The sequence below is a fragment of the Moraxella sp. CTOTU47618 genome (assembly GCF_032017425.1).
Lineage (GTDB): Bacteria > Pseudomonadota > Gammaproteobacteria > Pseudomonadales > Moraxellaceae > Faucicola > Faucicola tetraodonis.
This window is the reverse complement of sequence record NZ_DALZPW010000003.1, coordinates 17,462-32,073: the sequence shown is the minus strand read 5'-3', so window position 1 is coordinate 32,073 and position 14,612 is coordinate 17,462. Positions and strand designations below refer to the sequence as shown.

Annotated in this window: 8 protein-coding genes, 1 other RNA gene and 1 pseudogene; 5 read left to right on the top strand and 5 right to left on the bottom strand. The window is 45.5% G+C overall.

The window, feature by feature from the left end; all coding sequences use genetic code 11:
- Window positions 1-130: 130 nt before the first annotated feature.
- From yghU to ilvD, 3 genes are all read right to left on the bottom strand, one after another.
- Complete coding sequence (gene yghU / locus RTS09_RS03800; protein WP_099808224.1) at window positions 131-922, bottom strand: glutathione-dependent disulfide-bond oxidoreductase; 792 nt, start codon at window positions 920-922, stop codon at window positions 131-133.
- A 283-nt stretch (window positions 923-1,205) separates the two neighbouring features.
- Complete coding sequence (gene alaS / locus RTS09_RS03795) at window positions 1,206-3,878, bottom strand: alanine--tRNA ligase (protein ID WP_312534440.1); 2,673 nt, start codon at window positions 3,876-3,878, stop codon at window positions 1,206-1,208.
- A 290-nt stretch (window positions 3,879-4,168) separates the two neighbouring features.
- Window positions 4,169-6,070 carry a dihydroxy-acid dehydratase gene (ilvD, locus tag RTS09_RS03790; protein WP_312534437.1) on the bottom strand — a complete coding sequence of 634 codons (1,902 nt, stop codon included), beginning with the start codon at window positions 6,068-6,070 and terminating at the stop codon, window positions 4,169-4,171.
- Between the two features lie 216 nt (window positions 6,071-6,286).
- On the opposite strand from ilvD, the gene RTS09_RS03785 reads away from it, so the two are divergent.
- Both RTS09_RS03785 and pal read left to right on the top strand, forming a co-directional pair.
- The gene (locus RTS09_RS03785; RefSeq protein WP_050325104.1) at window positions 6,287-6,829 is read left to right on the top strand and encodes a DUF6231 family protein; all 543 of its coding nucleotides are present in this window, start codon (window positions 6,287-6,289) and stop codon (window positions 6,827-6,829) included.
- Between the two features lie 264 nt (window positions 6,830-7,093).
- Window positions 7,094-7,612: a peptidoglycan-associated lipoprotein Pal gene (gene pal, locus RTS09_RS03780; protein WP_128679797.1), complete on the top strand. Its 519-nt coding sequence runs from the start codon at window positions 7,094-7,096 to the stop codon at window positions 7,610-7,612.
- A 73-nt stretch (window positions 7,613-7,685) separates the two neighbouring features.
- Here pal and RTS09_RS03775 read toward each other — a convergent pair whose 3' ends face one another.
- Window positions 7,686-8,495, bottom strand: a complete 810-nt coding sequence (locus RTS09_RS03775) for an SIMPL domain-containing protein (RefSeq protein ID WP_312534433.1) — start codon at window positions 8,493-8,495, stop codon at window positions 7,686-7,688.
- A 302-nt stretch (window positions 8,496-8,797) separates the two neighbouring features.
- Here RTS09_RS03775 and ffs point away from each other — a divergent pair.
- Both ffs and RTS09_RS03765 read left to right on the top strand, forming a co-directional pair.
- An RNA gene (gene ffs, locus RTS09_RS03770) (signal recognition particle sRNA small type) lies at window positions 8,798-8,894 on the top strand.
- A gap of 568 nt (window positions 8,895-9,462) precedes the next feature.
- A pseudogene (locus tag RTS09_RS03765) lies at window positions 9,463-11,049 on the top strand (DEAD/DEAH box helicase); the annotation flags it as partial.
- Window positions 11,050-11,868: 819 nt separating this feature from the next.
- Here the strand turns inward: RTS09_RS03765 and RTS09_RS03760 are convergent.
- Window positions 11,869-12,885, bottom strand: a complete 1,017-nt coding sequence (locus RTS09_RS03760; protein WP_312534431.1) for an alpha/beta hydrolase — start codon at window positions 12,883-12,885, stop codon at window positions 11,869-11,871.
- A 482-nt stretch (window positions 12,886-13,367) separates the two neighbouring features.
- Between RTS09_RS03760 and RTS09_RS03755 the strand changes: the two genes are divergently transcribed.
- Window positions 13,368-14,534, top strand: coding sequence for an MFS transporter (locus tag RTS09_RS03755; protein WP_312534716.1), 1,167 nt, complete (start codon window positions 13,368-13,370; stop codon window positions 14,532-14,534).
- Window positions 14,535-14,612: the final 78 nt, after the last annotated feature.

The following is a 14,612-nucleotide window of genomic DNA, read 5'->3' as shown; positions in this document are numbered from 1 at the left end:
ATGTCACGAAACGTAAATTAAACGGTACTTTATACCATATTTCCCAATTTTGGGGCAAGGCAAAATTGCCAAAAATCCCCAAATGACTGGCTGAAAATTGGATGGCTACGGTGAACAAAACGTTATCAGTTTATGCAATTGGTTGTAGGGGTAAGGTTATAGCGCGTTGCACGGCAGGACGGTCATGCAGGTTTTTTGCCCAGCGTTGTAGATAGGTGTAGTCTTGCACTTGTAAAAACTCGCCAGCGTTATACAATTTGCCCAGTGCCAACTGACCATACCATGCCCAAATCGCGATATCCGCGATACTGTAGTCGTTACCTACCATAAACATGCGAGTCGCTAAATGTTGATCGAGTAAATCTAATTGGCGTTTGGTTTCCATGGTAAAGCGATTGATAGCATATTCAAATTTCTCTGGGGCATACGCATAAAAATGCCCAAAGCCGCCACCGACATACGGTGCAGCGCCCATTTGCCAAAACAACCATGACAAACATTCGGCACGTTTGGCGGTGTCTGCTGGGATAAACTGCTCAAATTTTTCGGCAAGATATAGCAAGATAGCGCCCGATTCAAACAGTTTAATCGATGGATTAACACTGTTATCCACCAGTGCAGGGATTTTTGAATTGGGATTGATGGCAACAAAATCTGAGCCAAATTGATCGCCATTCATGATGTCGATTTTGTAGGCGTCATACTGTGCGCCTTCAATACCGAGCTCTGCCAATTCTTCAAGTAACATATTGATTTTGATACCGTTTGGGGTGTTAAGGCTGTAAAGCTGCAAAGGGTTGTTACCAATCGGTAAGTGTTGCTCGTGGGTCGCTCCTGCGGTAGGGCGGTTGGTACTGGCAAATTTGCCACCGTTTTGGCTATCATTTGTCCAAATTTTTGGGGGCTGGTAATGATTATCCATGATGTTTCCTTATTGATTATGAGTATTTTAAAGCTATAAGTGTGTTTTAAAGCTTTTTTGGTTAATAGGATGTTAGATATGATTATAGACACGACTATAGATGCGATTATAGAGAAGATTATACACAATGTGCTTTAGGCTTTATGATACCGAATGTTTGGCTAAAGTAAATGGCGCTTTGATTAAGCCTAATTAAACTAACGCTTTATATAGCCGCATAAAAAAATAACCCCATAAAAAAAGCCGAATAAGTCATTCGGCGTTTTTTTAGGGATAGTTTTAATTAGGCAAGTCGCTCAGCCAACCAATTTGGTAGCGCATCTAATACAGTTGGCAATCCTGCCACATCAGTTGCGCCGCCTTGGGCAAAGTCAGGTTTACCGCCTCCTTTACCGCCAAGCTGCTCGCTTAAGTGTTTGATGATATCGCCCGCTTTGATTTTACTGGTTAAGTCTTTGCCAACACTGGCAGTCAAGGCAATTTTATCGTCAGCCACGCCAGCAAGCACTACGATACCATCATGCAATTTTGACTTCATGTCATCGGCAATCGTGCGTAATGCTTTACCATCCATGCCTTGTAAGCTTGCAATCAGCACTTTTTGTCCATTGATATCTTGCACGTTGTTGATTAAGTCTTTGGCTTGGCTGCTGGCCAATTTTTGCTGCAAACGCTCAAGCTGTTTTTCAAGGTCGCGTGTTTTGTCGGTCATTTGATTGACACGGTCGGCGATTTCGTCGCGCTTCGCTTTGAGCTGACTGGCAAGTTGATTGAGCTGCTTTTCACCTTGCTGCACATATTTGACTGCGCCCATGCCTGTCACTGCTTCGATACGGCGAATGCCTGCCGCGATACCTTGCTCACTGACGATTTTGAATAAGCCGATATCACCCGTGCGTTGTACATGTAGACCACCACATAGCTCGATGGAGAAAGGCTTGCCGTCTTTATCTACCGTACCCATCGACAATACGCGAACCGTGTCACCATATTTTTCACCAAACAGTGCCATCGCGCCTTTGTCTTGCGCTTGCGTCATGCTGAGCATTTCTACAGTGGCAGGTTGGTTGGCAAGGATTTGTTGGTTGACGATGTTTTCAATGGTGATAATGTCTTGCTCAGTCAAGGCTTTGTCATACGAGAAGTCAAAACGCAACACCTCACTATTGACCAATGACCCTTTTTGGGTGACGCCTGTGCCAAGATGCTCACGAAGGGCAGCGTGCAGTAGGTGAGTGGCGGAGTGGTTTTTGGCACTCATGGCGCGTACTTGGCTTGCGACGCGTGCTTCGCTTGACTGACCCTGACGGATACTGCCCATTTTGACCACGCCATGATGAATGATGGCTTGACCAGATTTTTTGGTGTCTTGGACTTCAAATACGCCGGTCTCGGTTTGGATGTCACCCAATTCACCTGCTTGGCCACCGCCTTCAGCATAAAAAGGCGTTGCCGATAATACGATGACCCCTTCATCGCCTTCCTGCAATTGTTCAGCAGATTTGCCTTCAAGGTATAAATGGGTGATAGTGCTGCTGTGCTCTGCTTTGTCATACCCCAAAAATTCAGTGGCACTGTCAACTTGAATCAATTGGTTATAATCAACGCCAAATTTACCTGCTTCACGGGCGCGGGCGCGTTGCTGCGCCATGCCTTGTTCAAAACCGGCTTCATCAATGCTGATGTCGCGTTCGCGCACGATGTCGGCTGTCAAATCGGCAGGGAAACCGTAAGTGTCATACAGTTTAAACACGGTTGCACCCGACAACGTATCGCCAGATTTTAAGCTATCTAATTCTTGGGATAGTAGTTTGAGACCTTGCGATAAGGTTTTGGCAAATTGCTCTTCTTCTTTTAAGATGGCTTGCTCAATGTTGGCTTGCTGTTGCCGAAGCTGTGGGTAGGCGTCGCCCATGATTTGGGTAAGTGGCGCGACGAGCTTATAAAAGAAGTTGTCATTAGCGCCTAATTTGTTGCCATGACGAACCGCGCGGCGGATGATACGACGCAGCACATAACCACGGCCTTCATTGCTTGGCAATACGCCGTCTGCAATTAAAAAGGAAACGGAGCGGATATGGTCGGCAAGCACTTTGAGTGATGGCTCAGACTGTAAATCGATATCGTTTGGCAAGCCAATCACTTGCGCCGCGTGCTGCATGAGATGGGTAAATATATCGATTTCATAGTTGCTATGCACGCCTTGCATGATGGCACTAATACGCTCAAGCCCCATTCCCGTATCGACACTTGGCGCAGGCAGTTTTTCAAGTGTACCGTCTTTTTGGCGGTTAAACTGCATAAAGACGTTGTTCCAAATCTCGACAAAACGGTCGCCGTCTTCTTCAGGTGTACCTGGCAGACCGCCCCAAATATGCTCGCCATGGTCATAAAATACTTCGGTACAAGGACCACAAGGACCTGTGTCACCCATTGCCCAAAAGTTATCCGATTGGTATTGACCGCCTTTATTATCCCCAATGCGGATGATGCGTTCGGCAGGCAAGCCCACCACGTTATGCCAAATATCAAAGGCCTCATCATCGGTGTGATATACCGTCACGTAAAGTTTATCTTTGGGTAATCCAAGCCACTCATCCGATGTCAAAAACTCCCAACAAAATGGGATGGCTTGTTGTTTAAAATAATCGCCAAACGAAAAATTACCGAGCATCTCAAAAAACGTATGGTGACGGGCGGTATAGCCGACATTGTCAAGGTCATTGTGTTTACCGCCTGCGCGCACACATTTTTGCGACGATACCGCACGTTTATAATCGCGTTTGTCTATCCCTAAGAACACATCTTTAAATTGGTTCATACCGGCATTGGTGAATAGCAGGGTAGGGTCATTGTGTGGGACTAGGCTCGATGATGCCACTGGGGTATGACCATTTTCGGCAAAATAATTGATAAAAGCTTGACGTATATCGGCTGAAGAAAACGGACGGCTCACAGCGGCTCCTTAAGAGTTTTCAAAATTAAATTTGGCATATATTATCAAAAAAATGTAAACATTGTATTTTAGCAGAATTCATTCGATGTGGATAATGCTTTTATAAATAGCACCTTTTAACAACTGCACCTTTTATAAAACTCACATGGCATCTAAAACCGTGGGCGTAAAGTATGAGGTTTGCAACGTTTTTCATGGCGCTAAAAAAAAGACCGATAAGTAGCATCGATCTTTTTTGATAATTCTTTTTTGCCAATTTTTTTAGTAGCAATGTAGTTTGGAGTAAAAAATTAGCGCTCTACTTGACTGACATCACGTACCGCGCCGGTATCCGCGCTAGTAGTCATCGCTGCATACGCCCGCAAGGCGGCTGACACTTGGCGTTCACGATTGACAGGTTTCCAAGCTTGGTTGCCACGGCTCACCATCGCTTCTCGGCGTTTTTCCAGTTCGGCAAAATCAACCGCCAAATGAATCGAGCGATTAGGAATATCAATCTCGATGGTATCGCCTTCATTGACCAAACCGATGGTACCACCTTCAGCGGCTTCTGGGCTGACGTGACCGATGGATAAACCCGACGTACCCCCTGAAAAACGACCATCGGTAAGTAGCGCACAGGCTTTACCTAGACCTTTTGATTTTAGGTAAGAGGTGGGATACAACATCTCTTGCATACCCGGGCCGCCTTTTGGACCTTCATAGCGAATCACCACGATGTCACCTGCGACAATTTGGTCTGCCAAAATCGCTGCGACGGCGTCATCTTGGCTCTCAAACACACGGGCATGACCGGTAAATTTTAGGATGCTGTCATCGACGCCCGCTGTTTTGACGACACAGCCACGTTCAGCGATATTACCAAACAATACCGCCAAACCGCCGTCTTGTGAGTAGGCAAATTCTTTGCTGCGGATACAGCCAGATTCGCGGTTGACATCAAGATTTGACCACGCATTGTTTTGGCTAAAGGCTTGCGTGGTGCGTACCCCACCTGGGGCTGCAATATAACGCTCACGTGCCTCGGTATTATCAGGATTCATGATATCCCATTGGCTCAGCGCCGCTTTGAGTGACGCACTATGAACGGTGGGGACATCGGTTTGTAGCAGGTTTGCGCGATCAAGCTCGGCTAAAATTGCCATCACACCGCCAGCGCGGTGCACGTCTTCCATATGATATTTTTGCGTCGCAGGGGCAACTTTCGATAGACAAGGCACACGGCGGCTTAGACGGTCAATATCCGCCATTTTAAAATCTACTTGGGCTTCATGGGCAGCGGCAAGCAAATGTAGAATTGTGTTGGTTGAGCCGCCCATGGCGATATCAAGGCTCATGGCGTTTTCAAATGCCGCTTTGGTCGCAATTGAGCGTGGCAATACGCTGGCGTCATCTTGCTCATAATAACGTTTGGCAAGTGCCACGATACGACGACCTGCTTCTAAGAATAAATCTTTACGTTTGGCGTGAGTGGCAAGTAACGAGCCATTACCAGGCAGGGATAAGCCTAATGCTTCGGTCAAACAGTTCATAGAGTTGGCTGTGAACATACCTGAGCATGAGCCACAAGTTGGGCAAGCAGAGCGCTCAGTTTGTGCCACATCTTCGTCACTAATCAAGTCATCTGCCGCATCAATCATGGCGTCGACTAGGTCAAGTTTGCGGATTTTTTCACCCAATTCATTCATCACGGTTTCATGGGTGGTATGTCCATCGCCCAACGTGGATGCCAATACTTTGCCCGCTTCCATTGGACCGCCTGACACAAAAATCGTTGGGATATTGAGGCGCATCGCTGCCATCAGCATACCAGGGGTGATTTTGTCGCAGTTGGAGATACAAACTAGCGCATCGGCGCAGTGGGCATTGACCATATACTCCACGCTATCGGCAATTAAATCACGGCTTGGCAAGCTATAGAGCATACCCAAGTGACCCATGGCGATACCATCATCCACCGCAATGGTGTTAAATTCTTTGGCAACACCCCCTGCCGCTTCAATCTCGCGGGCAACCAGCTGACCCAAGTCTTTTAGGTGTACGTGACCGGGTACAAACTGGGTAAACGAGTTGGCAATCGCGATAATCGGTTTGTTAAAATCCTCATCCGTCATACCGGTTGCACGCCAAAGTGCGCGTGCACCCGCCATGTTGCGGCCAGACGTGGAGGTTTTTGAGCGATATTGTGGCATGGTTGTTCCTTATTTGTAACAGTCAATACAAGTGATAAATTTAGCACTTAGTGTACTCTGTCTCGACCAAAAGGGCTAGTCATGGCTCATGATAGATAGTTATAATTGGTTTTAAATAATGGCATATTAGCCACCCTTATCATTGCTATATCACGGCTATCATTCAGCCGTATCTATCAACAGTATCTAATAAAAACTCATCAAAAGGATTTTATTTTGACCAATCCCACCTTAAGCATTACGGATGTCATCCGACAAAGTCTGGCATTTTTAAGTAAAGATAAAAATAACTCATCAATAAATCAACCGTTCACCGGGCTGATTATTGGTAATGACACGCAGTCGGTTTTTAGCCAAATTCAAGCCATTGATGAAGCTATTGATCAAGCCGTGAGTTGGGAAGCGTTTGATTATCAAGCGTTTATCGCGCATCGGTTTGCTAAGCGCTATGAGTTGGCAGTGATAATATTATCAAACGATAGCGCTATCGATACCCAAATCATTCAGCGCTGTCGCGACTTGTTTGCCAAGCATTGTTTGGTGGTGCAAAACTTATCCGAGCCAGCAACAGGTGTGGATGTGGTGAGCTTTGGCTTTAGCCGATTACATGAGCAGCCGATTGTGGAAAATGACCAAGATCATCATGCAACCAACTACCAAGTATGGCAATTTAATCTGTTTGACTATAAACATTTGCCAGATTGGTTTAATAGCAAGTTTTGGGCAAATCCTGAACTATGGAATAAATTTCGTTGGTAGCGGTTTTAGACAAAAATTTAAATATCACTGTTTTAGAAATTACTATTTTAGACAGCTTGTTTCATTATCATCACTTATCTTATAACCGGTAAATTTTTTTAAGCTACTTGTTTAATCCAAAAATTAAACTGCTTTGAGAACTTTGAGAAAAAGTTGGCTAAAATTTACAGTAACACTGTTTACAAAAAGCGCGAGATTGATTTACTCTATCGAAAAGTAACAAAATAGGTAAACGCGTTAAATAATAATTTTTGAGGAAAGACTATGAAATTAACGATGCTAAAAGTAGTAAGCACTGCTGCGATGATGGCAACCATCGCCTTAACAGGGTGTTCTGCCAAACGTACTGGCACGTCTGAAGTAGTGGTTGCGCCGATGGGCGTACCCGGTGGCGTAGGCTACTATAACGGGGGCGCTGTGGTAACAAACTCAACGTCAGTCATCACTGCTGCGGGCGGGAATCCCAATGCCGTGTATTTCGGCTTTGATAGCAGTGAAATCGACGCTCAAGGTCAAGCCGTGTTAAATCAACAAGCGCAATTCTTACAAGCCAATCCAAGTGCCCGTGTCGCCATTGCGGGTCACACCGATGAGCGTGGTAGCCGTGAATACAATCTGGCATTGGGTGAGCGCCGTGCCCAAGCCGCACAAGCCTACTTAGCAACGTCAGGGGTATCAGCTTCACGTATGGAAGCTATCAGCTATGGTGAAGACCAACCTGCCGATCCCGGTCATGACGAATCAGCATGGGCAAAAAACCGCCGTGCAGAAATTTCTTACTAAGTATTGCTTAGTGATTAAAAGACAAACAAAAAAACCTGTTGATTCAACAGGTTTTTTTGTGGTTAAAATCGGCTTATTTTACCAGTTGTACGGTACCGTTGGCAGTCACCGTAATGGTGCTATCGCCCGCTTGGAAGTTTTGGTCAGCGACTTTGGCACTGGCGGCTTCTAGCATCATTACACTGCCATACGCACGCGGTGCACGATAATCGCCTCCTTGACTAAACTCCAACGAAACTAACTGATAGCCTTTTGCCCCCCATACAGGCAGCAGCGTTTGCGCTTGGCGCTGGAAGTTTTTCGAAGCTTCCATCATCAATTCTTGCTCGGTGGCTTTGCGCGCGGCATCAGACACACTAAAGTCTAATCCATCAACCGTCATAAAACTTTGCAATTCGGCAATCAATTTGCTAGCGGCAACTGTGTCGGTGCTTTTTAAATTCAAGCTTGCAGTCCCCGTCCAACCAATGATTTTTTGGTTTTTATCATATTGCGGATAGGTGGCTTGATTGCCCGTACTCACTTGCACTTGTGGGTATTTTTTGGCAATGGCAACCGCTTGGTTCAACGTGGTAGCGATTTGATTAGCCACCTCACTGCTTGATTTGTTTTGCACAGTTTTGCTAAGGGTCGCATTGATTTGGTCATTGCTGACTTTTTTACTTGCTGAGGCAGCAAAGTTAAGCAAGCCGTAGTTTAAAGTATTGGTCATTGATAGGTTCGCAGGAGATGGGTTCACAGGGTAGGTAGCGGCTGAAACACTGGTAAAAGGTAATAGCGTCGCCATAGCAAGCAAGCTGGCTGCAATACCTTTGGTGATTGTATGATTGGCATGCACTTTATGATTGAGATGATTATTAGTCGTGGTGCTTAAGTGTGTCATAGTATTTCCTATTGTTTTTTTTCTAGTTTTTCTTTATATGGGTTGGCATAAATCTGTTGCTGATTAAACTGCTATTTAGTTTATTCAATATGTTGTTGAATGGGCATTATAAAATATTTTGTAACATTTGCAGCGCAAGAATTGTAGAAAAAGGGTAAGAAGTTCGACAAAAATTTACCCAAATGTTGCTTGGTGATAGTTTAGCGTGTGTAAAAGTGAAATAAATACAAAAATTTGGCGTATAGGATAAAAATAGTTTGCATTTGGTCGCCAAATTCTCTAGAATACCGCTTCGGTAACCCCATTGGTAGCTTCGCAACTAGCTGCTGTGAACTCCGCCAGGACCGGAAGGTAGCAACGGTAGCAGACAGCCAGTGTGCCGAAGATGTGCTAGTGGGGTTATCACTTTTTTAAGTAGGTGTTTTTGATGCCTATTTCACTTGGTAAGTTTTTTAATTGCGAAAGAAAACTGACCAATAATGACTCATATACGCTACCTAAACGCTAAGAGCAACGTCAATTTTCCAATTAATCTAGCTTATCTATCTGCCTATATATCAAGCGCGCCATTGTAAGCGCTGATAATCTTCCGATGATAACCTAATATTTAGCATTGTATTTTTTAAGCATTCTTGTGAATGCCGCGATACGAACTTTTTGATGGTTTTACTGTTTCAAAAGTTTTGATAAGTCTGACAGTAGGTTTTGTCGCTATTTTTATAGTGAAAATAAGTCTTACAGACACGATTACAATGCTTTAAAGCGATTAACACGATATTTGTGATTAATGATAGCTGATAATTTTGCCTATTCATTTTGCTTATCCATTTTGAAAGTGCAGTCAGCTTGAGGGCTTTTGCTTGTTGCGTGTTTTCAATCAAGGTTACCACCGACACTTTGATTAACTTATTATTTAAGGACTTACATGACTGATTTTAATTCAACCACAGATTTTGCTGATAACTCAATCGATAATTTTTTTAGCCATACCCATAGCCATAGCCAAGCCAACAGCAATCAGCCTACTGACAATGCCCCAGTTGATGACACAAAAGCAACTGCGACAACGGATGTTGTAGCGACTGATACTGTAGCAACAGATGCGCCAACGTCTGACGATGCTAACCCTAGCGAAAATGGTTTTACTGCACTAGGTCTTTCAGGTTCATTACTAAAAAGTATTGTCGCAACGGGTTATACCACACCAACGCCTATCCAAGCGCGCGCGATTCCTGCTGCATTAGAAGGTCGTGATTTGCTATTATCCGCACAAACAGGTAGTGGTAAAACGGCCGCGTTTGTATTACCAATTTTGCATCAATTAAGTGAACTACAAGCCAAAGAAAAAGCGGCAGAAAAAACCGCAAGTGGCAAACGTGGTCGCCAACAGCCAAAAGTCGTACAAGCGTTGATTTTGACACCGACGCGTGAGCTGGCTAACCAAGTACAAGACAGCATCCGCAAATATGGCTCAGCCATGAAAGATTTATACAGTGTGCCACTTGTGGGTGGTGCGGCATACAGTGGTCAAATCCGTGCGCTGAAAAAAGGCGTACAAATCATCGTGGCGACGCCGGGTCGTTTGCTAGATCATATCAATGCGCAGCGTGTGAACCTATCTGATTTGACTATGTTGGTACTTGATGAAGCAGACCGTATGCTAGACATGGGTTTTGCCGATGATATCAATGCGATTTTGGAAGCCACACCCCCGCATCGCCAAACCATCATGTCATCTGCGACATGGGATGGTCCAGTCGGTAAAATCGCTGAAAGCTTTACCAAAGACCCAGAGCGTATCAACATCAAAGTTGAAACCGCACACATCGATGAAAAAGTGTACTTCTGTGACAACTTTGACCACAAAAATAAATTATTAGAGCACCTGATCTGTGACCCAGAGCGTGGTCAAGCGATTATCTTCACCGCGACCAAACGCAGCAGTGAAGAAGTCGCTGAGCGCTTACAACAATGGGAACACAAAGCCTGTTATCTGCATGGTGACTTACCACAAAGCAAGCGTAATCGTATCGTCTCAGATCTACGCAGTGGCAAATTTGACATCGTGGTAGCAACAGACGTGGCAGCTCGTGGTCTTGATTTACCCAACATTACCCATGTATTCAACTATGATTTACCGCGCCAAGTAGAAGATTATGTGCATCGTATCGGTCGCTCAGGTCGTGCCGGTCGTACGGGTATTGCCATCAACCTATGTAGCCGCGATGACCGTCGTCAATTTGGCAATATTGCCCGTTACCTAAAACGTGATATCAATGAAGCGCAAGTTGAAGGCTTAGAACCGCGTTTTGTGGAAAAATTTGAAGGTCGTGGTAAGCCCGATGGTCGCGGTCGTGGTCGCAGCGGCAGTGATAGCCGTGGCGGTCGTGATGACCGTGGCAGTCGCTCACAACGTTTTGGTGGTTCAAGCGAGAGACCTTCGAGCGAGCGTCGTTTTGCGGACAAGCCACGTTTTGACAACCAAGAACGCTATGGTAAATCAGCGAGCAACGATAGTTCGGCACGTTTTGAAAAACGTGAGCGTTTTGACAAAGGTCACCAAGGCAACAGCGATAGTCGTTTTGGGCGTGATGATGCGAGTGCGCCGCGTCGTCATCGTGATTCAGATAACCGTCATGGCAATAGTCAGGGCGATTTTCACCGCGCCGCTAAATCATCGGACAAACCAAATTTTGACCGTGATTCACGCCAAGGCAATCGTGAGTCTCGCCAAGGTGAGTATGCAGATCGTCGCCGCGATGATAACCGTAGCTTTAACAAAGATGGCTTTAAAGGCTATCAAGGTGATAAGCCACGTTACAACACTGACCGTAACAGCAGTGAGCGTCATGGCGAGCGTCCTAACCGCTTTGAAAAAAATGACCGGTTTGGTGACAAACCTTTTGCCAAAAAGACCGACCGCTCTAGCGAGTTTCGTGGTGATGACCGCGCTCGCAAGCCACGTCCAATCGTAGAAGAAACATTCGGTCAACCGCTTAAAAAACGTAGCGACAGACCGTATCCGGCAAAAGAGGGTCAACGTGCGGGTGATTCACGCTCAAATGGGTTTAAATCTGAGGGTTTCAAAAAATCAGATAAACCATTTGCAGGTAAATCGTCAAGATCGGAAGGATTTAAGTCATCGTCTGACCGTTATGCTTCATCAAGCAAGCCATCCGCTAAACCGGCTGGTAAACAAGATGGTTGGGATGCGCCAAAACGTAGCCGCCGCAATAGCACAGGCAAACCGCTATAAGTTATAAGCAGTAAAAAAAAGCACCTAATTGGGTGCTTTTTTATTGGCTAGATTATTTTGGCTTGTCATCAGACTGGGCAAATTTTATCCGGCTGTGTAGGTGTTTGGGGCGTTTGGTTATTGGCAGAATTCGCCAACGGATTGATACAGTTGTTGGCATTGCTCAGGGCACAGATTTTCCATATTCAAAAATGCGTGCGGCATATCCGCAAAATGGACGAGTTGGGATGGCGCGCCTGCGGCTTGTAATACATCATGATAGCCGATATCTTCATCACGCAGCGGACAATAACCAGACGTTAGGTGCAGTGTCTTTGGGGCTTGATACGGCGAATGATGTAGTAGGGTAGCCATATCGGTCCAAAACGGTGAGCTCAGCTCACGGTCATCATATGCTGAAAAATAATTGTCAAAATACCAGCGGATTTTGCTGGATTCCAGTAAATAACCCGTGCCATTTTCCTCAATCGAGGGTTGTGACATGGTGTAGTCTAGACTGGCATAAATCAAAATTTGATGGGTGATAGCTAAGTCTGTGCTCACACGGTTGGCAAGCCAATCTTGCACCAAGGTGGCAGTAATCGCTCCGCCACCGCTATCACCCGCTATGATAAGCTTGCCGTTACAGGCATAACCGACTTGCTGTAGGGTCGCTGTTAAATAGGTTAAAATCGCGTGGGCGTCATCAATCGCGGCAGGGTAGCGGTTTTCCGGCGCAAGGCGATATTCGGGCGCTACCACCACACAGCCTGTCGCTTCAGCCAATTTTTTATAGAGTTTATCATACACAGTGACACTGCCTGTCATGCCACCACCACCATGAAAATACACCATTACCGGCACGTCAGCCGCTGCTTGTTCATTTGGCAGGGGGCAGTTGCTCGGTACAAATAGCCTAAGCGGTACGTTATAACCACGAAAATTGCTTGGCGCCACCAGCACCGTATCGATGATTTTTGCCATGTTGGGTGCGTCAGTGACAAATGCGGTTGTCAAATTGGCTAACGCCTCACGTGCGTTGATGGCATTGGGCGTAACCCCTTGCGCTAACAGATATGGAACAATCACTTGATGCAGTTGTGTCAAATACGCTTGCATGGCAGCGGGCATTGGCTGTTTTAAATTCTCCGGCATAATTCAATCCTATTGATTTTAAGGTTAACTTCCACAATGTGCTAAATATTACTGCAATTTTGTCATAGCTGGATAGTCATGTTTTGAAAAATACTGATGTTTTGACAAACAGCCATGTGTTAAAAATATTACGCTCTAGGACGCCAAATTTGTCATTGAAGGCCTTTAAATACCTTTAATTAACGTGAAGGGCTTGCAAAGTACGGCTTAGGGTTAAACTTCTTTTAACAATAAATACCGCGCTTTAGTGCTAGTATAGGCATTTTTATCACAGGCAATACTTTGTAAAAAGGTCACCTATGACTTCTCAAGCACAACATGCCACTGGGCATTTAGATTCTTCCAATCATTTCACTGATACTGATACTCACACACTAACATCCATTAACTTAACTAGCCGCAATCCACCCCATAGCCAACCGCAAAATCAACCGCCTTCTCAACAACCGCCCTCTCAACAACCGAATGCCAAACCACCGACAATGCCACCCTCATTGATAGTCAAAATCATGATTGGCATGATTGGCGCGTTTGCATTTTTGCAGGTTTATTCGATTCAAGCGATTTTGCCGATTATGATGCAAGCGTTCTCAGCGACCGAAACGCAAGTGGGCATGACAGTTGGGGCGACGGTGATTGCCATTGCCATGATGTCACCGTTTATGGGGATGTTGTCTGATGCCGTGGGTCGTAAAAATATCATTGTGGCATCCATTGCCTTTATGGCAATACCCACGATGATGATTGGGCTGTCTGACTCACTCTCTAGCATCGTTATTTGGCGATTTATGCAAGGGTTGGCGGTACCTGGCATTACAGTGGTGACGATTGCCTATGTCGGGGAAGAGTACGCCGGCAAAGAGATGGCAAAAATGATGTCCTACTATGTCTCAGGTACCGTATTTGGGGGATTTTTAGGGCGCTTTATCTTGGGGCATTTAGAAGAGCTTATCGGCTGGGAAAAAGGCTTTTTGTTCATGGGCGTGTTAACGGTGTTAGGCGCTGGCTTGGTGGCTTGGTTATTACCGCGCTCACGTCATTTTCATGCCAACCCAAATTTTACATCGGCGCTGCACATGCTAAGTAAACATCTGCGCAACCGTTATGTGGTGACAGCAGGACTTCTTGGTGCGTGCGTGTTGTTTTCACTAGTAGGCTGTTTTACCTATGTCAATTTGCACTTGGCAGACGCACCCTATCATCTATCGAGTGCTGGGCTTGCCAATATTTTTGCTGTGTATTTGATTGGGGTGGTGGTCACACCGATTGCAAGTAGTTTAATTGCCAAATACGGTGCTGCCCGTATGGTGCGCGTGGCCGTGTTGATTTCGATGATGGGTGTGCTGATGACACTGGCTGCGCCTATCTCCTTGGTGATTGTAGCGCTTGCGGTGATGTCAACGGGGGTATTTATTACCCAATCGGCGACCATTACTTATATCGCGGTGAATGTCAAAGAAGGGCGGTCGCTGGCGTCAGGTTTATATTATATGGCGTATTATATCGGTGGTAGTATCGGTGCGTGGGCGTGTGGTCTGGCATATGCACAAGGCAAATGGCTATATACAGTCTATACGCTGCTGGCTGTACAGGTCATCGCCTTACTGATTGCGTTTTTTGGGTTAATTAAAATCCCAGTCAAAAGATAATCATTCATCACAAAAATAAACCCCAGTCAATGGGGCTTATTTTTTTTAACGGTTATTAAGTGAAAGCATTAAAGCAGT

Bases quoted from the DNA above. Each gene is read 5' to 3' on its own strand.
- ilvD (WP_312534437.1), bottom strand. From the start codon at position 6,070: ATGCCACAATATCGCTCAAAAACCTCCACGTCTGGCCGCAACATGGCG.
- yghU (WP_099808224.1), bottom strand. From the start codon at position 922: ATGGATAATCATTACCAGCCCCCAAAAATTTGGACAAATGATAGCCAA.
- RTS09_RS03755 (WP_312534716.1), top strand. From the start codon at position 13,368: ATGCCACCCTCATTGATAGTCAAAATCATGATTGGCATGATTGGCGCG.
- RTS09_RS03775 (WP_312534433.1), bottom strand. From the start codon at position 8,495: ATGACACACTTAAGCACCACGACTAATAATCATCTCAATCATAAAGTG.
- pal (WP_128679797.1), top strand. From the start codon at position 7,094: ATGAAATTAACGATGCTAAAAGTAGTAAGCACTGCTGCGATGATGGCA.
- RTS09_RS03760 (WP_312534431.1), bottom strand. From the start codon at position 12,885: ATGCCGGAGAATTTAAAACAGCCAATGCCCGCTGCCATGCAAGCGTAT.